Source organism: Shinella sp. WSD5-1, from assembly GCF_963942435.1.
Classification (GTDB): domain Bacteria; phylum Pseudomonadota; class Alphaproteobacteria; order Rhizobiales; family Rhizobiaceae; genus Shinella; species Shinella yambaruensis.
This window is the reverse complement of the sequence record NZ_OZ012596.1, coordinates 834,979-859,281: the sequence shown is the minus strand read 5'-3', so window position 1 is coordinate 859,281 and position 24,303 is coordinate 834,979. Positions and strand designations below refer to the sequence as shown.

Here is a 24,303-nt window from a genome sequence, read left to right as displayed (position 1 = left end):
CATGACAGAACGCCCCGCCCGCCCTCTGCTCGCGGCTCTTGCCGCGGTGTCCGTCGCGGCGGGCGTTTTCGTTCTGGGACCTGCCCATTCCACCGGCCGCGGGCGCGATGATCTTTCCGAAAAGGATCGCAAGCGCGTCGCCGCGGTGACGGCGCTAACGACGGATTTTTCCAAGGCCGAAGCCTATGAGGCGATGTCCGGCGGGGCGGCGACCTCGCTTGCATCCGTCAACGTCAACAGCTTCTCCCACTTCTCCGAGAACATCACCTTCGCGGAGGAAGAGACGTTCAAGCTCGGCAATGCGCTCTTCCAGAAACTCTGGGTCTCCTCGCCCTCCTCCACCCAGGCCTCCGACGGGCTGGGGCCGCTCTACAATGCGCGCTCCTGCCAGACCTGCCACATCAAGGACGGCCGCGGCCATCCGCCGGAGGGCGCCGCCGAGGCGACGTCGATGTTCCTGCGCCTCGCCCGCGCGGCAAGGACGCCGGAGGACGAGGCGGCGCTGAAAAGTTTTCGCGAGATGAGCCTGCCGGATCCGATCTACGGCCGCCAGCTTCAGGATCTCGCCATACCCGGCCTCAAGGCCGAGGGCCGCATGGTGATCGACTATACCGAGGAACCGGTGACGCTTGCCGGCGGCGAGGTCGTCACGCTGCGCCGGCCGACATATTCCGTCGCCGATCTCGCCTATGGCGACCTCGATGCGACGACGACGCTCTCGCCGCGCGTCACCCAGCCGATGCTCGGCCTCGGCCTCGTCCAGGCGATCCACGAGGCGGATATTCTCGCCCTTGCCGACCCCGACGATAAGGATGGCGACGGCATCAGCGGCAAGGCGGCCATCGCCATCGATCCGAAGACGGGCAAGGAGGCGCTCGGCCGGTTCGGCTGGAAGGCGCAGTCGGCCACCGTGCGCCAGCAGAGCGCCGACGCCTTCGCCTTCGACATCGGCCTTTCGACGCCGGACGTGCCGCTGCACCAGGGCGACTGCACGCCGGCGCAAAAAGCCTGCCTCGACCGGCCGGACGGCGTGCAGAAGCGGCTCGGCGATGCCGAGGCCCCGCCGCCGGTGATGGACCTCGTCACCTTCTATGCGGAGAACCTTGCCGTGCCGGCGCGGCGCAAGGCGAGTTTCGCCGAAACGCTGAACGGCAAGCGCATCTTCTACGAGACCGGCTGTACACGCTGCCATCAACCGAAATTCGTCACCCGGCGCGATGCCGGCAACAAGGCCCATGCCTTCCAGCTGATCTGGCCCTATTCCGATTTCCTGCTGCACGACATGGGCGAGGGCCTTGCCGACGGGCAGGCGGTCGGCGTGGCGACCGGGCGGGAATGGCGCACGCCGCCGCTCTGGGGCATCGGCCTTACAAAAACCGTCAACGGCCATACGTTCTTCCTGCATGACGGGCGCGCCCGCAACCTCACCGAGGCCATCCTCTGGCACGGCGGGGAGGCTGAGGCGGCACGCGACCGCTTCGCCGCGCTGGAAAAACACGACCGCGACGCCCTTCTGACTTTTTTGGAGAGCCTCTGATGCCCATCCGGCGCCCCTCTTTCCGTCGTTTCGCCGCGCTTTTCGAAAGCATCGCGCCCACTTTTGGGGAGGCTCACCCCCCTCTGCCCTGCCAGGCATCTCCCCCTCAAGGGGGGAGATTGGATGGAACGCTGTCTCGCCTCTCTCTAGCGGTGCGGTTTGAGCAAGGTTCTTGCTTCTTGCCGATCTCCCCCCCTGAGGGGGAGATGCCCGGCAGGGCAGAGGGGGGGCGGCGGCGGCTGCCGACCCTGCTTCTCGCCGCCGGCCTGATGCTCTCCGCCGCCCTGCCGGCGCTGGCGCAGGAGGGCGAGGCGCCCGTGCCGCCCGCGCTGACGGACGAGAGCGTGGTCGGCATCATGACGCGCGCGGTCGACGAGGTGATCCGCCCCGGCTACCGCCGCTTCCAGGCCTCCGCCGGCACGCTCGCCGAAACGACCGCCGCCTTCTGCAAGGCGCCCTCCGAGGGCGGCCGCAAGACGGTCGACGATGCCTTCCGGCAGGCGGTTGCCGACTGGGGGCGCATCGAGATCGTGCGCATCGGCCCGGTCATCGACGACAACCGCTTCGAGCGCATCCTCTTCTACCCCGACCGCAAGAGCACCGGCCTGAAGCAGGTGCAGGCGCTGCTGCAGAAGGCCGACGAAGCGGATACGGACGCCGCGGCCATGGCCGGCAAGAGCGTCGCGATCCAGGGATTTGGCGCGCTCGAATTCGCGCTCTACGGCACCGGCGCGGAAACGCTGATGGCGACGCCGGACAGCTTCCGCTGCCGCTATGCCGCCGCCGTCGCCCGCCATATCGAGACGACGGCCGGTCAGCTCGTCGCGGCCTGGGACGCGCCCGACGGCGTGCAGCGGGACTGGAAACATCCCGGCCCGCAGAACCCGGTCTTCCGCACCGGCAAGGAGGCGATCACCGCGCTCCTCGGCATCCTCGTTCACGGCGCGGAGGCGGTGCGCGACCAGCGCATCGAGACCTTCTACCGCAACGGCGGCACGGCACGCCCGAAATCGGCGGTCTTCTGGCGTTCCGGCAACACCTGGACCTCGATCAACGCCAATATCGAGGGCCTGCAGACGCTGTTCGACACATCGGGCATGGCCGATCTCATCGATCCGAACTTCGTCTCCATCGCCGGCAATGTCGATTTCGTGTTGAAAGCCCTGCGCCGCGTCGCGCCGACCATCGATCCCGATATCGAAAAGGCCGTCTCGAGGCCGGAGGAACAGCAGAAGATCGCCTTCCTCCTCGTCAACACGCGCGACCTCATCCTGCGCCTCAACACCGAATATGGCGGGGCGATCGGGCTCGGCGCCGGCTTCTCCTTCGCGGACGGCGACTGATGCGGGCCGCTGGCACCCGGAGCGCGCTTGTCGACCGCCGCGCCTTCCTGCGCATGGCGGGCGCCGCCTGGGTCGCGGCGCTCGGGACCCGTCCGTCCTTCGCGCTGTCGCAGACCGACGCCGTCTTCGCGTCCGGCTACATGGAGCGCGACGGGAGCTTCGGCATCGCGGTGCTGGCCGAGGACGGCACACTCATAGAGAAGACGCCGCTGCCGGCCCGCAGCCACGGCATGGCCTTTTCGCCCGCGACCGGCCACCTCGTCGCCTTCGCGCGGCGTCCGGGTACCTTCGCGCTGGTCATCGACCGCGGCGGCGGGGCCGCGCCCATGACGATCGCCAGCGCCGAGGACCGGCATTTCTTCGGCCACGGCTGCTTCTCGCCGGATGGAAAAATCCTCTATGCCAGCGAGAACGATTTCGACGCCGGGCGCGGCGTCATTGGCCTCTATGACGCCGGCGACGGCTACCGCCGCATTGGCGAATATTCGACCTACGGCATCGGCACGCACGATCTCTCCGTCAGCGACGACGGCCGCCTGCTGATCGCCGCGAATGGCGGCATCGAGACCCATCCGGATTTCGGCCGCACCAAGCTCAATCTCGACCACATGGAGCCCTCGCTCGCCCTGATCGACGCCGCAACCGGCGCGCTCGTCGAGCGCCATGCGCTGCCGGAGACGCTGCGCCAGCTTTCCACCCGCCATATCGACCTCGACGATAAGGGGCGTATCTGGTTCGCCTGCCAGTACGAGGGGCCGCGCAACGACCTGCCGCCACTCGTCGGCCATTTCGCCAAGGGCGAGGACCTGGCGTTCCTCTCCCTGCCGGAGGAGACCACGATCGGCCTTGCCAACTATGTCGGCGCCATTGCGGTCAACCGGCGCGAGGGTCTTGTCGGCCTCACCTCGCCGAACGGCGGGCGTTTCGTCGTGCTCGAGGCGGCAAGCGGCCGGGTGCTGCGGGAGGAGGCCATCGCCGAGGCCGCCGGCATCGCCGCGGCGCCGCGGGGCTTTGCGGTCTCCTCCTATGACGGCCGCTTTGCCGGCAGCCGGGACGCCGTCGCCTGGGACCAGCACATCGCCGGCCTGATGCCGCGCCGCTGATCCCACCCCTGGACGGCCGCGCGCGCCGCGCTACCTCCCGGGCATGAAAAACAAGCCCCTCGTCTATCTCGCCTTCATCATCCTCGTACTCGGCGGCGGCCTCCTCATCGGAGCCAGCAACATTCCCGACGAATGGTACCGCTCGCTCGCCAAACCTGTCTTCACCCCGCCCGACTGGGTCTTCGCGCCGGCCTGGAGCCTTCTCTACACCATCATCGGCGTGGTCGGCGCCCGGACCTGGCTGACGCTGCGCCGTTCGATGGCGATGCGCCTCTGGTTCGCCCAGCTCGTCTTCAACTTCGCCTGGTCGCCCGCCTTCTTCGGCCTGCGCGACCCGGCATCCGCGATGATCATCATCCTCGGCCTGCTCATCTCCGTCGCCGCCTTCATCATCGCCTCCTGGCGGCAGGATCGCACGGCGGCGCTCCTCTTCGTGCCCTATCTCGCCTGGGTGGCCTTCGCGACGGCGCTGAACGCGGCAATCCTCCTCCTGAACTGAAAGGCGCTTGCAGTGCAGCATGCGCCGTGCAAACGTTCGGCCATCCTTGCCCATCCCGGCGGCGCGCCGGCAGACCTGGTTGCACCATGACCGATTTTCCACCGGCCGATTTCGCCGACCGCATCACCCGAAGCTTTGCCCGGCAGGCGGCGATGCGGCTCATCGGCGCCGAACTGACGCGCATCGAGCACGGCACGGTGGAGATCGAGCTGCCCTTCGACGAGAAGCTGACGCAGCAGCACGGCTTCCTCCATGCCGGCGTCATCTCCGCCGTGCTCGACACGGCCTGCGGCTATGCCGCCTATTCGGTGATCGACGCGGATGCCGCGATCCTCACCATCGAGTTCAAGGTCAACCTGATGTCGCCGGGGCGCGGCGAACGCTTCCTCTTTCGCGGCGAGGTCACCAAGCCGGGCTCCAACATCATCGTCGCCGACGGGCGCGGTTATGCCATCTCGGATGGCCCGGCAAAGCTCATCGCCTCGATGACGGGCACGATGATGGTGGTGCGCGGGCGCGAGGACATCGCCGGATGAGCGTTTCCCTCAAGGCCGTCGGCCTGCACCGCATCCTCTATGTCATGGCCGTCGACGCCGAATACGGCCCCCATCTGAAAGCCCGCATCACGCCCTTCATGACGGGCGTCGGCCCGGTCGAGGCGGCCGTGCAGCTGACGCTCGCGCTCTGCCACCTGGAAAGCGAGGGCAGTCTCCCCGATCTCGTCGTCTCGCTCGGCTCAGCCGGTTCGGCGACATTGGAGCAGACCGGCGTCTACCAGGCGACCTCCGTCTCCTATCGCGACATGGACGCCTCGCCGCTGGGCTTCACCCGCGGCGCGACGCCCTTCCTCGACCTGCCGGTGGAGGTGCCGCTTCCCCTTCGTATTCCCGGCATATCCGAGGCGCGCCTTTCGACCGGCGCCGACGTCGTCTCGGGCGCCGCCTATGCGGGCATCGACGCGGACATGGTGGAGATGGAGACCTTCGCGGAACTGCGCGCCTGCCAGGCCTTCGGCGTCAAGCTCGTCGGCCTGCGCGGCATTTCCGACGGCAAGGCCGAACTCAGCCATATCGGCGACTGGACGGAGTACCTCCATGTCATCGACGAAAAGCTCGCCGAGGCCGTCGACCGGCTGGAGGCGGCCATCGCCGACGGGACCGTCGTGCTGAAGGGCTGAAGATCCGGCATTTCCCCGTTGCGCGGCGGCAGGATTTTCATTAAAGGCTCGCCATGACCCAGACAGCTCATCCCGACAGCGTTCTCATCATCGATTTCGGCAGCCAGGTGACCCAGCTCATCGGGCGGCGCGTGCGCGAGGCAGGCGTCTATTGCGAGATCATCCCCTTCCAGTCGGCGGAAGAGGCCTTCCACCGCATGCAGCCGAAGGCGATCATCTTCTCCGGCGGTCCCGCATCGGTGCTCGACCAGGGCAGCCCGCGCGCACCGCAGGTCGTCTTCGATTCAGGCCTGCCTATCCTCGGCATCTGCTACGGCCAGCAGACGCTCGCCACCCAGCTCGGCGGCACCGTCGAGGGCGGCCACGCCCGTGAATTCGGCCGCGCCGACGTCGAGATCCTGAAGTCGAGCCCGCTGTTCGAGGGCTTCTGGGAGGTCGGCCGGAAATACCCGGTCTGGATGAGCCACGGCGACCGCGTCACCGTCGCGCCCGAGGGTTTCGAGATCATCGGCGTTTCCGAAAACGCCCCCTTCGCCATCTGCGTCAACGAGGCGAAGCGCTACTACACGACGATGTTCCATCCGGAAGTGGTGCACACGCCCGACGGCGCCAAGCTGCTCTCCAACTTCGTGCACAAGATCGCCGGCATCAAGGGCGACTGGTCGATGTCGGCCTACCGCGCGCGCGCCGTCGAGGCGATCCGCGAGCAGGTCGGCGAAAAGCGCGTCATCTGCGCGCTGTCGGGCGGCGTCGACAGCTCCGTCGCGGCCCTCCTCATCCATGAGGCCGTCGGCGCGCAGCTCACCTGCATCCTCGTCGACCACGGCCTGATGCGCAAGAACGAGGCGGCCGACGTCGTCGCCATGTTCCGCGAGCACTACAACCTGCACCTCATCCATGTCGACGCCGTGGACCGTTTCGTCGGCGAGCTGGAAGGCGTTTCCGACCCGGAAACCAAGCGCAAGATCATCGGCCGCCTGTTCATCGAGGTGTTCGAAGACGAGGCATCGAAGCTCGGCGGCGCGGATTTCCTCGCCCAGGGCACGCTCTACCCCGATGTCATCGAAAGCGTCTCCTTCACCGGCGGCCCCTCGGTCACCATCAAGTCACATCACAATGTCGGCGGCCTGCCCGAGCGCATGAACATGAAGCTCGTCGAGCCGCTGCGCGAGCTCTTCAAGGACGAGGTGCGCGTGCTCGGCCGCGAACTCGGCCTGCCGGACAGTTTCATCGGCCGCCATCCCTTCCCGGGACCGGGCCTTGCCATCCGCTGCCCGGGCGGCATCACCCGCGACAAGCTGGAAATCCTGCGCGAGGCCGACGCCATCTATCTCGACGAGATCCGCAAGGCCGGCCTCTACGACAAGATCTGGCAGGCCTTCGCCGTGCTGCTTCCGGTCCAGACGGTCGGCGTCATGGGCGACGGGCGCACCTACGAATTCGTCTGCGCGCTGCGCGCCGTCACCTCCGTCGACGGCATGACCGCCGACTTCTACCACTACGACATGAACTTCCTCGGCCGCGCCGCCACCCGCATCATCAACGAGGTTCGCGGCATCAACCGCGTCGTCTACGACGTGACGTCGAAGCCGCCGGGCACGATCGAGTGGGAGTGAGGGATCGCCGCCCGCGGCGCTGAACCTTCGGCCTGCAGAACGAGATTGAGCACAGCCCCGGCGCCCCGCGTCGGGGCTGTTGCCGTTTGACTTCCCGTCCGGCCGCAGCCAGCATGGACCTGTCTTCGCCTCCCAAAAAAAACCGGGCGGCGGTGTCACAGGCGGCGGCGCCGCCTCGTCATAGCGGTGTGTGAACGAAAAGGAGACTGGAATGTCACCCCGCATGACCGACTATTTCAAACGCGCCGAGCCGGCCTTCAAGGCGATGTTTTCCCTGGAGGCGGCGCTGAAGGCGAGCCCCCTCGACGCGCTGCTCGTGCATCTGGTGAAGGTGCGCGCCTCGCAGATCAATGGCTGCGCCTACTGCATCCACATGCATGTCGGAGAGGCGCTGAAGGACGGCGAGGACCCGACGCGCCTCCACCTTCTTGCCGGATGGCGCGATTCGCCGCTCTATTCGCCGCGTGAACGGGCCGCGCTTGCCTGGACCGAGGCCCTGACGCTGGTGGCCGAGACGCACGCCCCCGACGCGGACTGGGCGGCAGTCGAGGCCGCCTTCACGCCCGACGAGCAGGCATGGCTGACGCTCGCCATCGGCGCGATCAACATCTGGAACCGCGTGCAGGTCGGCTTTCGCGCCGTGCATCCGGTCGATCAGCGCGATGCCGCCTGATCCTTCCACCAGGGCCTTCGAGGCGCAGCGGCCGCGGCTGCTGCGCCTCGCCTACCGGATGCTCGGCACGCATGCGGAGGCCGAGGACATCGTGCAGGAGGCCTGGCTGCGCTGGCACCGCAGCGACCGCGACCGCGTGGCCGCGCCGGCCGCCTGGCTGACCCGCATCGTCTCGCGCCTCTGCCTCGACGCCATGAAATCCGCCCGCTTCCGCCGCGAGACCTATCCCGGCACCTGGCTGCCCGAGCCGCTGATCGAGCCGGCCGACGAGGAGATGCGCGCGGACAACATCACGCTGACGCTGATGGTGGCGCTGGAACGCCTCTCGCCGCTGGAGCGCGCGGCCTTCCTCCTGCACGACGTCTTCAACCAGCCGGTGGACGAGGTGGCGGCGACGCTGCAGCGCAGCCCCGCGGCGATCCGGCAGCTTGCCGCGCGGGCACGCGCGCATGTGCGGATCGACCAGCCGCGCTACGCGATCGCACGGGAAGACAGCCGGGCGATCGTGGAGGCCTTCTTCGAGGCCTGCCGCCTGGGGGATGCGACGGCGCTCGGCTCCATGCTGGCGGAAGACGTGACGCTCCGCTCGGACGGCGGCGGGAAGGTGATGGCCTTTCCCAATGCGATCCACGGGATGGATCGCCTGGTGCGCCTCTATCTCGGGCTTTCGCGCAAGCTCGGCGGGCGCATGGAATTCCTCGGCCATCTCGTGATCGACGGACTGCCGGGATTTCTCAGCCGGGTCGACGGCCACCTGCAGACTTCGGCGCTGGACATTTCCGGCGGACGCATCACGGCGATCTACATCACGCGCAACCCGGAAAAGCTGGCCGGGCTGACCGGCGCCTGACGGCTCAGAACCCGAAGGACTGCTGCGCCGGCGCCGGCGGGGCGAAGGAGACGCCTTCGAGCGCCAGCATCTTCAGTTTCGACGAGGCGCCGCCCGGGGCGGAGAAGCCGCCGACCTTGCCGCCGGCGGCGAGCACACGGTGGCAGGGAATGATGAGTGCCACCGGGTTCTTCGCCATGGCCTGGCCCACCTCGCGCGCGGCCTCCGGGCCGGCGCCGAGTTCGCGGGCGAGCGTGCCATAGGTCGTCGTCTCGCCCCAGTGCACCCGGCGGGCGGCGTCGTAGACCGCCCGAAAGAAATCGCTCTGGCCGGCAAGGTCGAGCGGCACGCCGGTGAAATCCGCCGCCTCGCCGGCAAAGTAGCGCCGCGCGGCGGCAACCGCCGCGGCGACGGCCGGCGGCGGCTCGGCGGCTTCCGCGTCGGGCAGGTGGCGCAGCAGCAGGCGGCGCGTGGTGTCGGCTTCCTCGCCCGGAAGCTGGAAGCGCACGACGCCCGCCGCCGTCCAGGCGATGCCGCAGGGGCCGCCGGCGGTGTCGAAGATCAGGTAGTGGGCCTTGCCGGTCATGGGATCGCTCCTGTTCCCGTTTTGTCACAAGATCGGGCTTCGCCCGGCCGCTTTCAACCCGTTTCCTGCCGGGTCTTGCGCCAGACGGCGCCAATTCGCATAACCGTCCCCAAAAAAGCGAAGCAGCGAGGAGACGACGTGGAACATTCGCAGATCATCATCGGCGGCGATACGGCAGGTATCGAATGGCGAATCCCGGTGTTCCGCTTCAAGGGGACCGACGCCGCGGCGCCTTCCGTCCATATCCAGGCCGCGCTGCATGCCAACGAACTGCCGGGCACCGCGCTCCTGCATTTCCTCCTGGAACGGCTGCGCAAGGCGGAGGACGACGGCGCGATCCGCGGCGACATCACCGTCATCCCGCAGGCCAATCCGATCGGCCTCGCGCAAGCGCATTTCGGCGAGATGGAGGGCCGGTTCGATCTCGGCACGCGGACCAACTTCAACCGCGACTTCCCGCTCGTGGCGCTCGGCGAGCGCGAAACGCTGCTGAAGGATATCGACCGCCGCAGCGCCGTCGACCGGCTGAAGCGCACATTGCTGCACACCGCGCTCGGCGCCGATCTCGTGCTGGACCTGCACTGCGACGACGAATCCCTGCAATATGCCTATATCGACACGGCCTTCTGGCCGGAGGCGGCCGATCTGGCGGCGGCCCTCGACATGGAGGCCGTGTTCCTTTCCGACGGCGAAAGCACCGCCTTCGAGGAGGCCGTCGGCCATGCCTTCAAGCGAAAGGGCGGCGAGACGCTTTCCACCGTCCCCGGCCGCCTCTCGGTGACCGTCGAACTGCGCGGCAAGCGCGACGTCTATCCGGACATGGCGAAGAGGGATGCGGCGGGCCTCTGGCGCTTCCTTGCCGGCCGCGGCGTCGTCGCCGATCCCGCCCATGCGGCAGGGGCCTATTCCGGCCCCGCCGTGCCGCTCGACAATATCGAGATGGTGCGGGCGCCGGAGCCCGGCACCGTGCTCTTCCATCGCGACATCGGCGAGACGGTGAAGGCCGGCGATCTGCTCGCGACGCTGATCACCCGGCCCGGCGCGCCGGACGGCACGCTTGCCGTGACGGCCGGCCATGACGGGCTGATTGCCACCCGCAGCTCCGCCCGTTACGCCCGGCGCGGCGACGACCTGATGAAGATCGCCTGCCACGAGGCGACGGGCAGGAACCGCAAGCCCGGCACGCTGGAGGACTGAGCCGCCCCACGCCGAAAGAAACCTGCGCGGGGCTGGCCTCGCCCCTCGCAATCGCCTTGCCGGAAGCAATATATAGGTGCGAGACCGGCGTGACGCGCGGGCCGCCTCGGGCGGCTTTGCAAAAGCGGCACGCACAAAGACGAGGCCGCCTTGGGATGATCCGCACGCATCATGTTTGAGACGCTCTCCGCCTACTGGCCGCATATCCTCGTCGCCCTGTCGATCCTCCTCGGCGTGCCGGCCGCCATCCATGCCACGATGACCAAGGAAGAGGTGCGCGCGGCGATCGGCTGGGTCGGCGTCATCATGCTGTCGCCGGTCGTCGGGCCGCTCATCTATGCCATCGGCGGGGTCAACCGCATCCGCCGCAAGACGCTGAACCTCAGCCGCGAGGGGCTGCTCGCCGCCGGCTGGCACCACATGGCGGAATACGACGTCTCGAATGCGTATATGCAGGTGGCCTATGGCGGGGCGCTCGCCGCCATGCAGCGCCTCGGCGATACGGTCGGCCGCTGCAAGCTGACCTCCGGCAACCGCATCAGCGTGCTGTCGACCGGTGACGAGGCCTATGCGGCCATGCTGGCCGCCATCGCGGCCGCGGAACGCTCCGTCCTGCTCGAAACCTACATCTTCGACCGCGATGCCGCCGGCGAGCGCTTCGTTGCGGCGCTGTCGGACGCCGTGGCGCGCGGCGTGCAGGTGCGCGTGCTGATCGACGCGGTCGGCGCGCGCTACTCGATCCCCTCGATCGTCTCCGACCTGCAGCGGGCGAACGTGCCGGCGGACGTCTTCAACGGCAACATCGTCATGGGCCTGCGCCTGCCCTATGCGAACCTGCGCACCCACCGGAAGATCCTCGTCGTCGACGGCAGCGTCGCCTTCACCGGCGGGCTGAACATCCGCGCCGGTTTCTGTGCCGAGTTTTCCGGCGAGGCGGCGGCGCTCGACACGCATTTCCGCCTGACCGGCCCCGTGGTCAGCGACCTCTTCCGCATCGCCTACGAGGACTGGCGCTTTTCCGGCGGCGACGAACTGGCGGGCGAGGCCTGGCAGATCGCCCCGCCGCCGGATGCGCCGGAAAGCGGCATGCTTGCCCGCGTCGTGCCGTCGGGCCCGGACAAGAGCCTTGAGACCAACCACCGCATGCTGATGGGGGCGGTCTCCGTCGCCAAGCGGCACATCCGCATCATGTCGCCCTATTTCCTGCCGGACCGCGAGCTGATCAGCGCGATCGTCACGGCGGCGCGGCGCGGCGTGGAGATCGACATCGTCGTTCCCTCCTCCAACAACCTGAAGCTCGTCGACCTCGCCATGACGGCGCAGTTCGACCAGATGCTGAAACACGGCTGCCGCATCTGGCGGGCCTCCGGCGCCTTCAACCATTCCAAGCTCACGGTCATCGACGGCGCCTGGTCCTATATCGGCTCGTCGAACATCGATCCGCGCTCGCTGCGGCTGAATTTCGAGGTGGATATCGAGGTGATCGACGCCGACTTCGCCGATCTGATCGACCAGCGCATCGCCGCCGCGCTGTCCGAGGCCGAGGAGGTCACGCTCGAGGACCTCAGGGCACGTCCCTTCGCCCAGCGCCTCGTCGAGCGCATCACATGGCTCGGCTCACCCTATCTGTAGGCCTGAACGAGCGCTCCCAGACGACCTTGAGGTCGATATGCGCCTTGATCGGCAGGTGATCGGACGCGACGCGGGCAAGCGGCGTGTCGTGCACCTCGACGGAGGTGACGAGATCGTGCGGATGGCCGAGCGCGCGGTCGAGCGCGAGGACCGGAAAGCGGGAGGGAAAGCTCGGCACCGCGCCGGAGGCGGGATCGAAGGTCGGCTGCAGGCGCGAGAGCGAGGACCGGCGGCCGACGCGCCATTCATTGAGATCGCCGACGAGCAGGGTCGGCATCTCCTCTTCTTCCGCGACGGAGGCGAGGATCGCCATGGCCTGCTGCTCGCGCGAGCGCTTCAGGAGGCCGAAATGGGCCGCGACCAGCCGCAGCTTGCCGACCGGCAGGTCGAGCGTCACGACCAGCGCGCCGCGCGGCTCGACGCCCGGCAGCTTCAATTGCCGCACGCCGCCGACGGCGCCCTTGCGGATCATGATCATGTTGCCGTGCCAGCCATGGCCGGTGGAGGAGAGCGCGGTGATCGGCACCGGGACGAGGCCGCAGTCCCGTTCGAGGATATCGAGGTTGAGCAGGCCGGAGCGCTCGCCGAAGCGCTTGTCCGCCTCCTGGATGGCGATGATGTCGGCGTCGATCTCGGCGATCACGTTCGCCGTGCGCTCCGGATCGAAGCGCCGGTCGACGCCCACGCATTTGTGCACGTTGTAGGACGCGATCACGGTATCGCCGGGGCGATTGTTCTCCGGCGGCCGATGGCCGCGGCGGTTGCGGATGGCCGTCAGCAATGCGGCCGGCATCAGCTTGTCGTTCGGCTTCCTGTCCACGTGTCCTTCCTTGTGGCCCCTCCATCATATGGGCGCTTTGCCCGCGTCGGCAACCTTTCACGGCCAAGAAGGTTCCGCGAAAATGGCTAGGGAAGAACGCTCACCTGCATTTTCGGGCTGTCGAGCAGGATGGTCGAGCGCAGCGTCTTGATCTCGCCGATCCGCTCGAACTCGCTCCACAGCAGCCGGCGGTAATCGGCGACGTCCTTCACGGCGATCTTCAGGAGGAAATCGAAATCGCCGGCGACCGTGTGGCATTCCACCACCTCCGGCATGCGCCGCACGAGATCGATGAAGCGCTCGCCGACGCGCGGGGCCGTGCGCTCCAGCGTCACCTCCAGGAAGGCCTGGAAGCCGATGCCGGCGGCGCGCGGATCGACGATCACCGTGTGGCGGATGACGCCGCCCGCCTCCAGCCGCGCCAGCCGGCGCGACAGCGGCGCCGGCGAGAGGCCGACCTTCTCGGCAAGCCGGTTGTTGGAGAGCCCGGCATCCTCGACGAGCAGGCGGATGATGCGCCGATCCGTCTGGTCCAGCGCCACCTCGTCGCCCGGCTTCCTGTCCATGTCCCGCCCCACGCAAAAACCTGCATCAATCTAGCAGCCGCAAGCAAGAAGACAAAAGCTTCTTGCGCCTTGTCCGCAATATCATGGTCGATTTTGCGACGGCTTTGGCCTAAACCGCTTGAGAGACACACCGCACAAGGAACCCGGCCATGTTCGACGCCCTCGCCCGCCAGCCCGACGATCCGTTGCTTGCCCTGATCGGCCTCTTCCGGGCGGACGAGCGCGCCGGCAAGGTGGACCTCGGCGTCGGCGTCTATCGCGACGAGACGGGCGCGACGCCGATCTTCCGCGCGGTGAAGGCGGCGGAACGGCGCCTCGTCGAGACGCAGCCGACCAAGGCCTATGTCGGCCCGGAAGGCGACCCGGTCTTCCTGGAGCGCCTCTGGGCGCTGACGACGGGGGACGCCGGCCGCGGCCGCGCCACCGCCGCGCTGCAGACGCCGGGCGGCTCCGGCGCGCTGCGCCTTGCCGCCGACCTGATGGCGCGCATGGGCACGAAGGGCATCTGGCTCGGCCTGCCGAGCTGGCCGAACCATGCCAGCATCTTCAAGGCGGCGGGCCTGGAGGTCGTCACCTATCCGTTCTTCGACGTCCCTTCGCAGACCGTGCTCTTCGACCGGATGATGGACGCGCTCTCCGGCGCCGCGCCGGGCGATGCCGTGCTGCTGCACGCGAGCTGCCACAACCCGACGGGCGCCGGCCTTTCGGCAGAGCAGTGGCGTGCCGTCTCCGATCTCGTCGCCGCGCGCGGCCTGCTGCCGCTTGTCGACATCGCCTATCAGGGCTACGGCCGCGGCCTCGACGAGGATGCCGCCGGGCTGCGCACGCTGCTGGCCGCCGTGCCGGAAGCGCTGGTCGCCGTCTCCTGCTCGAAGTCCTTCGGCCTTTACCGCGAGCGCACCGGGGCGATCTATGCGGCCTGCGGCAGCGCCGAGACGGCGCTGTCCGTGCGCAGCAACCTCGCCGCCCTCGCCCGCACCAGCTATTCCATGCCGCCGGACCATGGCGCGGCCATCGTGGCGACGATCCTCGGCGACGAGGCCCTGAAGGCGGACTGGATGGCAGAGATCGAGACCATGCGGCTGCGCATCACCGCGATCCGCGAGCGCCTCGCCGCCGGCCTTTCCGGCCGCTGGCAGGTGCTGACGGCCATCCGCGAGCAGGAGGGCATGTTCTCCCTGCTGCCGCTGGAGGAGGCGGACGTGCTGAAGCTGCGCGCCGAGCACGCGATCTACATGCCGACCTCCGGCCGCATCAACATTGCCGGCCTCAAGTCGGCCGAGGTCGATGCCGTCATCGAGAAGTTCCGGAGCCTCTGAGGACACGATGTCTGTCGAAACAGCCGCCCGGCCCGAGCGCCATTCCGCCTACGAGGATGCCATCGCCATCATCGTCGGCACGATGTTCATGGCGCTCGGCGTGGTGATCTACACCAAGGCCGTGCTGCTCGCCGGCAGCACGGCGGGCCTTGCCCTGCTCCTGCAATATGCCAGCGGCATCGGCTTCTGGTGGCTGTTCTTCGCCATCAACCTGCCCTTCTACGTCCTCGCGGTCAGAAAGCTCGGCTGGGCCTTCACCCTGCGTACCTTCGCGGCCGTCACGCTCGTCTCGATCTTTACCCGGCTAACCTCTGAGCTCGTCTCCTTCTCCCATCTCGATCCGCTCTATGCGGCCGTCATGGGCGGGGCGCTGTCCGGCACGGGCCTGCTCATCCTCTTCCGCCACCGCACGGGGCTCGGCGGCATCAACGTGCTGGCGATCTACCTGCAGGACCGTTTCGGCATCCGGGCCGGCTATTTCCAGCTCGCCGTGGACCTTGCCATCCTTGCCGCCGCCGTCTTCGTCATCCCGCTCGACCGCCTCGCGCTCTCCGTGCTCGGCGCCGTCGTCGTCAACATGACGCTCGCCATCAACCATCGCCCGGGCCGCTATCTCGGCGTGACGTGACGCCGGGCGCAAAACCGCTGCGCACTCTTGACGGAATCGCTCTATGAAGGCGGCGACCATCAAACGAAGGAGACAGGCGTGACCGTCATGATCTACGGCATCAAGAACTGCGACACGATGAAGAAGGCCCGGACCTGGCTCGACGCCAGGGGCGTCGCCTACCGTTTCCACGACTACAAGGCCGAAGGCATCGATGCGGCGAGCCTGGCGCGCTTCGTCGACGCGCTCGGCTGGGAGACCGTGCTGAACCGCGCCGGCACCACCTTCCGCGCCCTGCCGGATGCCGACAAGCAGGATCTCGATGCGAGGAAGGCGATCGCGCTGATGCTTGCCCAGCCCTCGATGATCAAGCGCCCGATCCTCGACCGCGACGGCGCCCTGACGGCGGGCTTCAAGCCGGAGATCTACGAAACGCTTTTCTGAGCTTAGAGCGTTTCCACTTTTCCTTGAATCGCGAAAATGCTCTATCTCTTTGTTTTTACGCAATTCCGGACGCAAAACCGCTGCGCACTTTTGCTGGAATTGCTCTACGGCCAGGCGGCATAGGAGGTTTCCGCGCGCACCTGCCGGCTGGCGAGCCCCGCCCGCCGGGCGCGCGGCGAGACGCCGGCCAGCCGCTTGAAGAACCGGCTGAAATAGGCCGCATCGCGAAAGCCGAGCGCTTCGGCGACCTCGGCGATCTGCAGGCTCGACCCGTCGAGCAGCATTTCCGCCTCCATCATCAGCCGCGCATGGATCAGCTCCATCGGCGAACGCCCCGTGGCGCGCCGCACCGCCGTGTTCAGCCGGTCCGGCGTCACGCCCAGCACGGCGGCATAGTGGGCGAGCGGCCATTGCTCGCGCATGTGCAGTTCCACGAGATGCAGGAAGCTGCGCACGGTGGCGCGCGGCGAAGGCTTCGGCTTCTCCGTCGCCGGATTGGCGCGGCGCCAGATGGCGATCAGCAGGAGGGCGAGGTGATGACGCACCACCTCCTGCATGCCCGCCGCGTTCTCGCGCAGTTCCGCCTCGATCGTCTCCACCGTCTGGAGCATCTTTCTCGCATCCGCCAGCGCCAGCTTGGCGCCGAGGATCGGCCGGGCGATGGCATCGCGCACGTCGGCGAAGATCGCGCCCGTCGGCATGGCGGGGCCGAGCGCCAGCTCCGGGATCGCCAGCGCCGCCCCCTCCGCGCCGGCATCGAAGAGCACCGTGCCACGCTCGCCGGCCGGCGCCCAGACGATGGAGGGGCCGGAAAGTCCGAGATCCGCCGGCCCGAGCGACACCCGCCCGCTGCCGGACAGGAGGAGAAAGACGCGGTTGCGCCCGCCGCGGAAGGTCCAGCCGGATTGCGACAGCGCCCCGCGGAAGAGCCGCGCCTCCGTCGGCAGCGGCGGCGTAGCGGCCGCGGCGCGATGCTGCGGCGCGAGGGCGTCCTGAAAGGGCATGGCGAGATCTCCTTGCCGTGAAAAGTACAAGTATCTCTTGTAAAAGTCTATTCCGCCCTGCCCCGCCTGCGGCTAACCTTTCATCCGTCAAGCAGCGACAGAAGGCCCGGAGGAGAACGTGGCCGCTGCCCGCCTTGGCGCGACGCCTGCCGAAGAGCAGGCCTTTTGGGAGGAATCGACGATGAAATCTCTGCAACGCAGGCACGTCCTGCGCGTGATGGCGGCTGCCTCGGCCCTCTTGGCGACGGGCATCGCACCGGGTGCGCTTGCCCAGGACCGCACCTCGGTGAAGATCGGCTATGCCATTTCCAAGACCGGCCCCAATGCCGGCGGCGCCGGCATCACGACGCTGCCGAACTACCAGCTCTGGGTCAAGGACGTGAACGATGCCGGCGGGCTGGAACTGCCCGACGGCACGAAGCTGCCGATCGAGGTGATCGAATACGACGACCGGTCCGCTTCCGAGGAACTGGTGCGCGCCGTCGAGCGCCTGGCGACGCAGGACGAGGCCGACTTCATCCTCGCGCCCTGGGGCACGGGCTTCAACCTTGCGGCCGCGCCGCTCTTCGACCGCTACGGCTACCCGCAGCTCGCCGTCTCCTCCGTCACCGACAAGGCGCCGGATTTCGTCAAGCGCTGGAAGAGGAGCTTCTGGATGCTCGGCGGCGGCCATGACTATGCGGGCGCGCTCGCCGGCCTCATCAAAAAGGCCGCCGCCGACGGCACGCTCAACAACAAGGTCGCCATGGTCTCGGTCGCCGACGGCTTCGGCATCGACCTCGTGACCGCCGCGCGGCCGGCCTTCGCGGACGCCGGCATCGAGCTCGTCTACGACAAGACCTACCCGGTCGGCACGTCGGACTTCACGCCGATGATCAACGAGGCGAAGGCGAGCGGCGCCGACAGCTTCGTCGCCTTCTCCTATCCGCCGGATACCTTCGCGCTGACCCAGCAGTCTCAGGTCGCCGATTTCAATCCGAAGCTGCTCTATCTCGGCGTCGGCACGGGCTTTCCGGTCTATGGCAAGAACAATGGCGACAACGCCACCGGCATCATGAGCCTCGGCGGTATCGACCCGGCGAACGAGGCGAACGCCGCCTATCGCAAGCGCCACGAGGAAGTGACCGGGCAGGGTCCCGACTATTGGGGCAGCGTCATCACCTATGCCTCGCTGCAGATGCTGCAGGAGGCGATCAAGCGCAAGGGCCTCGACCGCGAGGCCGTTTCCGCGGAACTGTCGACCGGCACCTTCCAGACCGTGCTCGGCGAGACGAAGATGGAAGACAACCAGCTTCGCACGCTCTGGTGGACCGGCCAGTGGCAGAACGGCCAGTTCGTCGGCATCGCGCCCGCGGACCGCGCCGGCGCCAGCCAGCCGATCCTGCCGCGGCCGGCGTGGAAGAAGTAGCCGTACGCCTCGCGAGGGGATCGAAGGGCGCTCCGGCGGACCAAAATGTGCCCCTCACCCTGCCCCTCTCCCCGCAAGCGGCAGGCGAATTGCATATGGAATGAGGCGACGCGTCTTTCCCCTTCTCCCCCGCGGGGAGAAGGTCGCGGCAGCGGGATGAGGGGGTGGCGCAGACGTCAGACGATGTGCAAGCCCCCTCATCCGGCCCTTCGGGCCACCTTCTCCCCGCAGGGGAGAAGGGGAAAGCAGCAGCGTGCTGTCATATGCAATTCGCCTGCCGCAAGCGGGGAGAGGGGACTTGCCTCACGAGCGGGAATTGCTCGGGAAAACCGACGCGGCATATCTCCTTCTCCCCGTTCACGGGGAGAAGGTGGCCGGCAGGCCGGATGAGGGGCATTCTGTCATCGACTGAAAACGGCGCGGTGCATGCCACCGGCCGACAAATGTAAGGAGCGGCCATGCTCGTCACGGCCTTGTTGTCCGGGCTCGTGCTCGGCGGAACCTATGCGCTGGTCGCGATGGGGCTGACGCTCCAGTACGGCATCGCGCGCATCATGAATCTTGCCTATGGCGAGACGATCATCGCGGCGGCCTTCCTCGCCTATGTGCTGTTCAGCGGCCTCGGCATCAATCCGGTGCTCGGCCTTCTTGCCGCCGTGCCGCTCGGCTTTGTCTTCGGCTATCTCGTCTACGGCCTGATGATGCGCCCGCTGGTGCGCCGCGCCAAGAGCCGGGAGACGCTGGAGATCGACTCCATCCTCGCCACCTTCGGCCTGCTCTTCGTCATCCAGGGCGTCATGCTCGTCTTCTTCGGCAGCAACTATACGAGCTACAGCTATCTCAACATCGGCGTCAGCGTGCTCGGCACCACGATCGCGGCCAACCGCCTCCTCGCCTTCGCGCTCGCCATCGTCCTCGGCGGCGGGCTGTACCTGCTGCTTACCCGCACCCTCTGGGGCACGGCGCTGCGCGCCGTCGCCGTCTCGCCGACCTCCGCGCCGCTCGTCGGCATCGATGTCGAGCGCGCGGCCCGCACGGCCTTCGCCATCGGCGGGGCGCTGGCGGCCGCCGGCGGCGTCGTCATCTCCATGTACCAGACCTTCACCGCCACGGCCGGCGTCGTCTTCACCATGAAGGCGCTGATCGTCGTCATCATGGGCGGCGTCGGCAACATTCTCGGCGCGCTCTTCTCCGGCCTGCTGCTCGGCCTCGTCGAGACCTTCGTGGCGACCTATGTCGATCCCGGCCTGACGCTCGCCGCCACCTACCTCATCTTCCTCGCCATCCTGCTCTGGCGCCCCGCCGGCCTCTTCGGGAGGAGCGCGCGATGACGGCACGCACGCTTCTCGGCCTCCTCGTCGCCGGCCTCGTTCTCGCCGCGCTCGCCGCCCTGCCCCTCTTCGCCGGGCCCTATGCGGTGACGCTGATGATCGGCATGACCGGCTATGTGGTGCTCGCCACCGCCTGGGGCCTGTTCTCCGGCCCGACGCGCTATGTCTCGCTCGCCACCGTCGCCTTCTTCGGCATCGGCGCCTATACGGTCGGCGTCCTCAGCGAGACGCTGCCCTATCCGCTCGTCCTCCTCGTCGCGGCACTGATCGGCCTTGCCGTGGCGCTGGTCGTCGGGCTCTCGACGCTCCGGCTTGCCGGCGTCTATTTCGTGATCTTCACCTTCGGGCTTGCCGAACTCATCCGCCAGCTCGTCACCTGGTACGAGGTCAACGTGACGGGGACGCTCGGACGTTACATCTTCCTGCCCGTGACGCCGGAGGGCATCTACTGGCAGCTGCTGGCGCTCGCCGCCGCCACCTTCCTCTTTTCCTGGGGCGTCGGCCGCACGCGCTGGGGCCTCGCGCTGAAGGTCATCGGCGACGACGAGGTGGTGGCGAGCCATTGCGGCATCGACATCACCCGGCTCAAGCTCGCGCTCTTTGCCGTCAGCGCCGTGATCATCACGCTCGTCGGGGCCATCCAGGCGCCGCGCTGGACCTATATCGAGCCGAGCATCGTCTTCAACCCGACCATCTCCTTCCTGACGCTGATCATGGCGCTGCTCGGCGGGGCGGACCGGCTGTGGGGCCCGCTGCTCGGCGCCATCCCGCTCTTCCTGCTCTTCGAGTGGCTTTCCGCCAACTTCCCGAACCACTATCCGATCATCCTCGGCCTCGTCTTCATCGCCATCGTCTTCCTTCTGCCGAAGGGCGTGCTGGCGGCCGTCGAAAGCCGGCTAAGGAAAGGCGGTGCGCGATGAGCGAGCTTCTTGCGCTGAGCGGCCTCACCAAGCGCTTCGGGGGGCTCACCGCCGTCAATGCCGTCTCCTTCTCGCTGGAGCGCGGCGAGGTCGTCGGCCTGCTCGGCCCGAACGGCTCCGGCAAGACGACGGTGCTCAACATGATCTCCGGCTTCCTGCCGCCGACCGGCGGGCGGATCGCCCTCAACGGCGAGGCGATTTCCGGCCTCGGCCCCAATCGCATCGCCAGGAAAGGCGTCGCCCGCACCTTCCAGCTCGTGCGCGCCCTTCCCTCGCTGACGGTCGGCGAAAACGTCGTCACCGCGCTTGCCTTCGGCCGCCGGACGCTCTGGGGCAAGGCCGCCCACGAGGTAGCCCAGACCCACCTTGCCGCCGTCGGCCTTGCCGGGCGCGCCGACCAGCCGGCCGGCGCGCTCACCTATATCGACCAGAAGCGCATGGAGCTTGCCCGGGCGCTCGCCGCCGAGCCGGAGCTGCTTCTGCTCGACGAATGGCTCGCCGGCCTCAACCCGACGGAGCTTCGCACCGGCATCGACCTCATCCTGTCGCTCAAGGAGCGCGGCATCACCGTGCTCCTCGTCGAGCATGTCATGGACGCGATCCGGGCGCTCTGCGGGCGCGCCATCGTCATGAATGCCGGACGCAAGATCGCCGACGGCCCGACCGCCGAGACGCTGCGGGACCCGGAGGTCGTGCGCGCCTATCTCGGAGACGGTCATGCTTGAGATCCGCGACCTTTCCCTCCACTACGGCCCGCACCTCGCCCTCGACCGGATCTCCGTCACCGTCGGCAAGGGCGAGACCGTCGTCATGCTCGGCGCCAACGGCGCGGGCAAGTCTTCCCTGCTGAAGGCCGCCGCCGGCCTCGTCCGGCCCGATCCCGGCGCCGATATCCGCTTTGCCGGCGGCGACATTGCCGGCCGGCCCGCCCATCTCGTGCTCGAGGCCGGCATCGCGCTGGTGCCGGAGGGCCGCGGCGTCTTCGGCGACCTGACGGTGGAGGAGAACCTTGCCCTCGGCGCCTATGCCCGGCGCGCCCGCGCCCATGGCAAGGCGAGCCGCGAGCTGGTCTACGGCCTCTTCCCGAAACTCGCGGACCGGCGGCGGCAATTCGTCAACACCATGTCGGGCGGCGAGCAGCAGATGGTGGCGATCGGCCGCGCACTGATGTCGAAGCCCGACCTCTTGATGCTCGACGAGCCGAGCCTCGGCCTTGCCCCCGTCGTCGTCGGCGAGCTCTTCGCCGCGCTCGGCCGGGTGCGCGAGAGCGGGCTGGCGCTCCTGATCGTCGAGCAGAACGTCAAGATGAGCCTTTCGATCGCCGACCGCGGCTACCTCCTGGAGGCAGGCCGCATCGTCGGCGAGGATACCGCAGCAGGACTGATGAACGACGACGCGGTGAAGCGCGCGTTCCTCGGCGCAACCGTCTGAATGTCAAGCAGGGAGCAAACCATGTCCGTCCTTGGACTGAAGATCAACAACCTCGACCAGGCCGCCTCCGACGGGCGCACCTTCACCCGCATCAACCCGATTTCCGGCGAGGTCGCCTCGGAGGTCGCCGCCGCCTCGCTGGAGGATGCGCGCCAGGCCGTCAATGCCGCGGCGAAGGCCTTTCCCGCCTGGGCGGCGACCGGCCCCGGCCAGCGCCGCAAGCTGCTTCTTGCCGCCGCCGACAAGCTGCAGGCGAGAACGGCCGATTTCGTCGCCGCCATGGCCGCCGAGACGGGCGCGACGGCCGGCTGGGCGATGTTCAATGTGGGCCTTGCCGCCGACATGCTGCGCGAGGCCGCATCGCTGACGACGCAGATCACCGGCGAGATCATCCCCTCCAACCGCCCCGGCTCGCTCGCCATGGGCGTGCGCCAGCCGGCCGGCGTGGTCCTTTCCATGGCGCCGTGGAACGCGCCGGTCATCCTCGGCGTGCGCTCGCTCGCCACCCCGCTTGCCTGCGGCAACACGGTCGTCATGAAGACCTCGGAGATCTGCCCGCGCACCCACCGGCTGATCGTCGATGCGCTGCACGAGGCCGGCCTGCCGGAAGGCGTGCTCAACGCCGTCTCCAATGCGCCGGAGGATGCCGCCGCCATCGTCGAGGCGATGATCGCCCATCCCGCCGTGCGCCGCGTCAACTTCACCGGCTCCACCCGCGTCGGCCGCATCATTGCCGAGACCGCCGGGCGCTACCTGAAGCCGGCGCTGCTGGAACTCGGCGGCAAGGCGCCCTTCGTGGTGCTCGACGATGCCGATATCGACGCGGCCGTCGCCGCCGCGGCCTTCGGCGCGTATATGAACCAGGGCCAGATCTGCATGTCGACCGAGCGCATCGTCGTCGACGAGACGGTCTCCGACCGTTTCGTCGCTGCGCTCGCCGAGAAGGCGGCAACCCTCGTTGCCGGCGACCCGCGCGAGGGCAACACGCCGCTCGGCTCCGTCGTCGATGCCCATGCGGCCCAGCGGCTGGAACAGCTCATCCGCGATGCCGTGGGCAAGGGCGCGGTGCTTGCCGCCGGCGGCAGCGTGCGGGGCACGATCGTCGACGCCACCCTGCTCGACCGGGTGACGCCCGCCATGCGCATCTACAGCGAGGAGAGCTTCGGCCCGGTCGTCAGCGTCATCCGCGTCGGCTCGATCGACGAGGCGGTGCGGGTTGCCAACGACACGGAATACGGCCTTTCCGCCGCCGTCTTCGGCCGGGACGTCAACCGCGCCATGCAGGTTGCCCGCCGCATCGAATCCGGCATCTGCCACATCAACGGCCCGACCGTGCACGACGAGGCGCAGATGCCCTTCGGCGGCGTCAAGGAATCCGGCTACGGACGTTTCGGCGGCAGGGCCGGCATCGCCGAATTCACCGAACTGCGCTGGATCACCGTGCAGGACGGCGCCATCCATTATCCGATCTGAGCCATGGCGCTTCTCGACAGCAAGACCGCCATCGTGACGGGCGGGGCCGGCAGCATCGGCCTTGCCACCGCCCGGCTTTTCCTCGACGAGGGCGCCAATGTCGTCCTCGTCGACCGTGATCGCGCGGGGCTCGAAAGGGCCGCCGCCGGCCTGCCGCGGGAGCGCGTGGCGCTCGCGGCGGCGGATGTCACCGACAGCCTTTCGACGAAGGCCTATGTCAAGCTCGCCGTCGAGCGCTTCGGCGGCATCGACGTCCTGTTCTCCAATGCCGGCGTCTTCGGCACCGTCGCCCCGGTCGCCGATTATCCGCTGGACATCTTCGACATGGTGCAGGCGGTCCATGTGCGCGGCGCCTTCCTTGCCGCCAAGCATGCCGTGCCGCACATGCGCAGCGGCGGCAGCATCGTCATCACCTCCAGCGTGGCGGCGACGCGGGGCGATCCCGGCGTTTATGCCTATATCACTGCCAAGCACGCCCAGACCGGCCTGATGCGCTGCCTTGCCAAGGAGCTCGCCCCGCGCGGCATCCGCGTCAACACGGTCAACCCCGGCCCCGTCGACAACGGTTTCCAGCTTGCCGTGGAACAGGGTCTCGGCGCCGCGACCGGCATGGACGGCACGGCTTTCTTCAACGCGCTCATCCCCATGGGCCGTCATGCCAGCCCCGCGGAGATCGCCCGCTCCGTGCTCTATCTCGCCTCGGACAAGTCGAGCTTCGTCACCGGGACGATGCTGATGGTCGACGGCGGCATGAGCATCTGAAGCCGGAACGGCAGAAGACCCGGATG

The 24,303-nt window shown here is 68.2% G+C and carries 25 protein-coding genes; 21 read left to right on the top strand and 4 right to left on the bottom strand.

Features of this window, described 5'->3' with window-relative positions; genetic code table 11:
* Position 1 precedes the first annotated feature (1 nt).
* From AABQ55_RS04065 to AABQ55_RS04025, 9 genes are all read left to right on the top strand, one after another.
* Positions 2 to 1,537: a di-heme oxidoreductase family protein gene (locus AABQ55_RS04065; RefSeq protein WP_272807355.1), complete on the top strand. Its 1,536-nt coding sequence runs from the start codon at positions 2 to 4 to the stop codon at positions 1,535 to 1,537.
* Between the two features lie 206 nt (positions 1,538 to 1,743).
* Positions 1,744 to 2,880 (top strand): imelysin family protein, encoded by a 1,137-nt coding sequence (locus AABQ55_RS04060; protein WP_272807354.1) that lies wholly within the window; start codon positions 1,744 to 1,746, stop codon positions 2,878 to 2,880.
* Positions 2,880 to 3,983: a DUF1513 domain-containing protein gene (locus tag AABQ55_RS04055; RefSeq protein WP_272807353.1), complete on the top strand. Its 1,104-nt coding sequence runs from the start codon at positions 2,880 to 2,882 to the stop codon at positions 3,981 to 3,983. Before AABQ55_RS04060 ends, AABQ55_RS04055 begins: the two co-directional genes overlap by 1 nt.
* Before the next feature lie 43 nt (positions 3,984 to 4,026).
* Positions 4,027 to 4,482, top strand: a complete 456-nt coding sequence (locus tag AABQ55_RS04050) for a TspO/MBR family protein (RefSeq protein WP_272807352.1) — start codon at positions 4,027 to 4,029, stop codon at positions 4,480 to 4,482.
* 86 nt (positions 4,483 to 4,568) lie between these two features.
* A complete protein-coding gene (locus AABQ55_RS04045; RefSeq protein ID WP_064332323.1) occupies positions 4,569 to 5,018 on the top strand; it encodes a PaaI family thioesterase in 450 nt (149 codons plus the stop codon).
* Positions 5,015 to 5,659 carry a 5'-methylthioadenosine/S-adenosylhomocysteine nucleosidase gene (locus AABQ55_RS04040; RefSeq protein ID WP_272807351.1) on the top strand — a complete coding sequence of 215 codons (645 nt, stop codon included), beginning with the start codon at positions 5,015 to 5,017 and terminating at the stop codon, positions 5,657 to 5,659. The genes AABQ55_RS04045 and AABQ55_RS04040 overlap by 4 nt, the downstream gene beginning before the upstream one ends.
* Positions 5,660 to 5,712: 53 nt before the next feature.
* Positions 5,713 to 7,275, top strand: coding sequence for a glutamine-hydrolyzing GMP synthase (gene guaA, locus AABQ55_RS04035; RefSeq protein WP_272807350.1), 1,563 nt, complete (start codon positions 5,713 to 5,715; stop codon positions 7,273 to 7,275).
* A 211-nt stretch (positions 7,276 to 7,486) separates the two neighbouring features.
* Positions 7,487 to 7,948: a carboxymuconolactone decarboxylase family protein gene (locus AABQ55_RS04030; protein ID WP_272807349.1), complete on the top strand. Its 462-nt coding sequence runs from the start codon at positions 7,487 to 7,489 to the stop codon at positions 7,946 to 7,948.
* On the top strand, positions 7,938 to 8,798 hold the full coding sequence (locus AABQ55_RS04025; RefSeq protein ID WP_272807348.1) for a sigma-70 family RNA polymerase sigma factor: 861 nt from the start codon (positions 7,938 to 7,940) through the stop codon (positions 8,796 to 8,798). Before AABQ55_RS04030 ends, AABQ55_RS04025 begins: the two co-directional genes overlap by 11 nt.
* A 4-nt stretch (positions 8,799 to 8,802) precedes the next feature.
* Here the strand turns inward: AABQ55_RS04025 and AABQ55_RS04020 are convergent, their stop codons facing one another.
* Positions 8,803 to 9,363: a methylated-DNA--[protein]-cysteine S-methyltransferase gene (locus AABQ55_RS04020; RefSeq protein WP_272807347.1), complete on the bottom strand. Its 561-nt coding sequence runs from the start codon at positions 9,361 to 9,363 to the stop codon at positions 8,803 to 8,805.
* Positions 9,364 to 9,501: 138 nt separating this feature from the next.
* Here AABQ55_RS04020 and AABQ55_RS04015 point away from each other — a divergent pair, with 138 nt between their 5' ends.
* Complete coding sequence (locus AABQ55_RS04015; protein ID WP_272807346.1) at positions 9,502 to 10,560, top strand: succinylglutamate desuccinylase/aspartoacylase domain-containing protein; 1,059 nt, start codon at positions 9,502 to 9,504, stop codon at positions 10,558 to 10,560.
* Between the two features lie 171 nt (positions 10,561 to 10,731).
* Positions 10,732 to 12,192 carry a phospholipase D-like domain-containing protein gene (locus AABQ55_RS04010; protein WP_272807345.1) on the top strand — a complete coding sequence of 487 codons (1,461 nt, stop codon included), beginning with the start codon at positions 10,732 to 10,734 and terminating at the stop codon, positions 12,190 to 12,192.
* Here the strand turns inward: AABQ55_RS04010 and AABQ55_RS04005 are convergent.
* Together AABQ55_RS04005 and AABQ55_RS04000 are read right to left on the bottom strand one after the other, a co-directional pair.
* Complete coding sequence (locus tag AABQ55_RS04005; RefSeq protein WP_272807544.1) at positions 12,164 to 12,985, bottom strand: endonuclease/exonuclease/phosphatase family protein; 822 nt, start codon at positions 12,983 to 12,985, stop codon at positions 12,164 to 12,166. The genes AABQ55_RS04010 and AABQ55_RS04005 overlap by 29 nt on opposite strands.
* Before the next feature lie 113 nt (positions 12,986 to 13,098).
* The gene (locus AABQ55_RS04000; protein WP_064332264.1) at positions 13,099 to 13,578 is read right to left on the bottom strand and encodes an Lrp/AsnC family transcriptional regulator; all 480 of its coding nucleotides are present in this window, start codon (positions 13,576 to 13,578) and stop codon (positions 13,099 to 13,101) included.
* Between the two features lie 149 nt (positions 13,579 to 13,727).
* Here AABQ55_RS04000 and AABQ55_RS03995 point away from each other — a divergent pair, with 149 nt between their 5' ends.
* The 3 genes from AABQ55_RS03995 to AABQ55_RS03985 all read left to right on the top strand — a co-directional run bounded on the left by AABQ55_RS03995 (position 13,728) and on the right by AABQ55_RS03985 (position 15,948).
* Positions 13,728 to 14,897: an amino acid aminotransferase gene (locus tag AABQ55_RS03995; protein ID WP_272807344.1), complete on the top strand. Its 1,170-nt coding sequence runs from the start codon at positions 13,728 to 13,730 to the stop codon at positions 14,895 to 14,897.
* Between the two features lie 7 nt (positions 14,898 to 14,904).
* Positions 14,905 to 15,525, top strand: coding sequence for a YitT family protein (locus AABQ55_RS03990; RefSeq protein ID WP_272807343.1), 621 nt, complete (start codon positions 14,905 to 14,907; stop codon positions 15,523 to 15,525).
* A gap of 78 nt (positions 15,526 to 15,603) precedes the next feature.
* Positions 15,604 to 15,948 (top strand): ArsC family reductase, encoded by a 345-nt coding sequence (locus AABQ55_RS03985; RefSeq protein WP_272807342.1) that lies wholly within the window; start codon positions 15,604 to 15,606, stop codon positions 15,946 to 15,948.
* 104 nt (positions 15,949 to 16,052) lie between these two features.
* Here AABQ55_RS03985 and AABQ55_RS03980 read toward each other — a convergent pair whose 3' ends face one another.
* Positions 16,053 to 16,952, bottom strand: a complete 900-nt coding sequence (locus AABQ55_RS03980) for a helix-turn-helix domain-containing protein (protein ID WP_272807341.1) — start codon at positions 16,950 to 16,952, stop codon at positions 16,053 to 16,055.
* Between the two features lie 181 nt (positions 16,953 to 17,133).
* Between AABQ55_RS03980 and AABQ55_RS03975 the strand changes: the two genes are divergently transcribed.
* The 7 genes from AABQ55_RS03975 to AABQ55_RS03945 all read left to right on the top strand — a co-directional run bounded on the left by AABQ55_RS03975 (position 17,134) and on the right by AABQ55_RS03945 (position 24,277).
* The gene (locus AABQ55_RS03975) at positions 17,134 to 18,360 is read left to right on the top strand and encodes an amino acid ABC transporter substrate-binding protein (protein ID WP_272807340.1); all 1,227 of its coding nucleotides are present in this window, start codon (positions 17,134 to 17,136) and stop codon (positions 18,358 to 18,360) included.
* Positions 18,361 to 18,818: 458 nt separating this feature from the next.
* Positions 18,819 to 19,691: a branched-chain amino acid ABC transporter permease gene (locus tag AABQ55_RS03970; protein WP_245083356.1), complete on the top strand. Its 873-nt coding sequence runs from the start codon at positions 18,819 to 18,821 to the stop codon at positions 19,689 to 19,691.
* Positions 19,688 to 20,611, top strand: coding sequence for a branched-chain amino acid ABC transporter permease (locus AABQ55_RS03965; protein WP_272807339.1), 924 nt, complete (start codon positions 19,688 to 19,690; stop codon positions 20,609 to 20,611). Before AABQ55_RS03970 ends, AABQ55_RS03965 begins: the two co-directional genes overlap by 4 nt.
* Positions 20,608 to 21,336: an ABC transporter ATP-binding protein gene (locus tag AABQ55_RS03960; RefSeq protein WP_272807338.1), complete on the top strand. Its 729-nt coding sequence runs from the start codon at positions 20,608 to 20,610 to the stop codon at positions 21,334 to 21,336. Before AABQ55_RS03965 ends, AABQ55_RS03960 begins: the two co-directional genes overlap by 4 nt.
* Entirely contained in the window at positions 21,329 to 22,042 is a 714-nt protein-coding gene (locus AABQ55_RS03955) for an ABC transporter ATP-binding protein (protein WP_272807337.1), read from the top strand. The genes AABQ55_RS03960 and AABQ55_RS03955 overlap by 8 nt, the downstream gene beginning before the upstream one ends.
* A 21-nt stretch (positions 22,043 to 22,063) precedes the next feature.
* A complete protein-coding gene (locus tag AABQ55_RS03950; protein ID WP_272807336.1) occupies positions 22,064 to 23,515 on the top strand; it encodes an aldehyde dehydrogenase in 1,452 nt (483 codons plus the stop codon).
* A gap of 3 nt (positions 23,516 to 23,518) precedes the next feature.
* Positions 23,519 to 24,277, top strand: coding sequence for an SDR family NAD(P)-dependent oxidoreductase (locus tag AABQ55_RS03945; protein WP_272807335.1), 759 nt, complete (start codon positions 23,519 to 23,521; stop codon positions 24,275 to 24,277).
* Positions 24,278 to 24,303 lie beyond the last annotated feature (26 nt).

What these genes read in the sequence shown, in the direction of transcription:
- guaA (WP_272807350.1), top strand. Translation starts at nt 5,713, where the DNA reads ATGACCCAGACAGCTCATCCCGACAGCGTTCTCATCATCGATTTCGGC.
- AABQ55_RS03970 (WP_245083356.1), top strand. Translation starts at nt 18,819, where the DNA reads ATGCTCGTCACGGCCTTGTTGTCCGGGCTCGTGCTCGGCGGAACCTAT.
- AABQ55_RS03975 (WP_272807340.1), top strand. Translation starts at nt 17,134, where the DNA reads ATGAAATCTCTGCAACGCAGGCACGTCCTGCGCGTGATGGCGGCTGCC.
- AABQ55_RS04040 (WP_272807351.1), top strand. Translation starts at nt 5,015, where the DNA reads ATGAGCGTTTCCCTCAAGGCCGTCGGCCTGCACCGCATCCTCTATGTC.
- AABQ55_RS04010 (WP_272807345.1), top strand. Translation starts at nt 10,732, where the DNA reads ATGTTTGAGACGCTCTCCGCCTACTGGCCGCATATCCTCGTCGCCCTG.
- AABQ55_RS03990 (WP_272807343.1), top strand. Translation starts at nt 14,905, where the DNA reads ATGTCTGTCGAAACAGCCGCCCGGCCCGAGCGCCATTCCGCCTACGAG.
- AABQ55_RS04060 (WP_272807354.1), top strand. Translation starts at nt 1,744, where the DNA reads ATGCCCGGCAGGGCAGAGGGGGGGCGGCGGCGGCTGCCGACCCTGCTT.
- AABQ55_RS04055 (WP_272807353.1), top strand. Translation starts at nt 2,880, where the DNA reads ATGCGGGCCGCTGGCACCCGGAGCGCGCTTGTCGACCGCCGCGCCTTC.
- AABQ55_RS03980 (WP_272807341.1), bottom strand. Translation starts at nt 16,952, where the DNA reads ATGCCCTTTCAGGACGCCCTCGCGCCGCAGCATCGCGCCGCGGCCGCT.
- AABQ55_RS03950 (WP_272807336.1), top strand. Translation starts at nt 22,064, where the DNA reads ATGTCCGTCCTTGGACTGAAGATCAACAACCTCGACCAGGCCGCCTCC.
- AABQ55_RS03965 (WP_272807339.1), top strand. Translation starts at nt 19,688, where the DNA reads ATGACGGCACGCACGCTTCTCGGCCTCCTCGTCGCCGGCCTCGTTCTC.
- AABQ55_RS03960 (WP_272807338.1), top strand. Translation starts at nt 20,608, where the DNA reads ATGAGCGAGCTTCTTGCGCTGAGCGGCCTCACCAAGCGCTTCGGGGGG.
- AABQ55_RS04050 (WP_272807352.1), top strand. Translation starts at nt 4,027, where the DNA reads ATGAAAAACAAGCCCCTCGTCTATCTCGCCTTCATCATCCTCGTACTC.
- AABQ55_RS03995 (WP_272807344.1), top strand. Translation starts at nt 13,728, where the DNA reads ATGTTCGACGCCCTCGCCCGCCAGCCCGACGATCCGTTGCTTGCCCTG.
- AABQ55_RS04020 (WP_272807347.1), bottom strand. Translation starts at nt 9,363, where the DNA reads ATGACCGGCAAGGCCCACTACCTGATCTTCGACACCGCCGGCGGCCCC.
- AABQ55_RS04025 (WP_272807348.1), top strand. Translation starts at nt 7,938, where the DNA reads ATGCCGCCTGATCCTTCCACCAGGGCCTTCGAGGCGCAGCGGCCGCGG.
- AABQ55_RS03955 (WP_272807337.1), top strand. Translation starts at nt 21,329, where the DNA reads ATGCTTGAGATCCGCGACCTTTCCCTCCACTACGGCCCGCACCTCGCC.
- AABQ55_RS04030 (WP_272807349.1), top strand. Translation starts at nt 7,487, where the DNA reads ATGTCACCCCGCATGACCGACTATTTCAAACGCGCCGAGCCGGCCTTC.
- AABQ55_RS04000 (WP_064332264.1), bottom strand. Translation starts at nt 13,578, where the DNA reads ATGGACAGGAAGCCGGGCGACGAGGTGGCGCTGGACCAGACGGATCGG.
- AABQ55_RS04045 (WP_064332323.1), top strand. Translation starts at nt 4,569, where the DNA reads ATGACCGATTTTCCACCGGCCGATTTCGCCGACCGCATCACCCGAAGC.
- AABQ55_RS04065 (WP_272807355.1), top strand. Translation starts at nt 2, where the DNA reads ATGACAGAACGCCCCGCCCGCCCTCTGCTCGCGGCTCTTGCCGCGGTG.
- AABQ55_RS04005 (WP_272807544.1), bottom strand. Translation starts at nt 12,985, where the DNA reads ATGCCGGCCGCATTGCTGACGGCCATCCGCAACCGCCGCGGCCATCGG.
- AABQ55_RS03945 (WP_272807335.1), top strand. Translation starts at nt 23,519, where the DNA reads ATGGCGCTTCTCGACAGCAAGACCGCCATCGTGACGGGCGGGGCCGGC.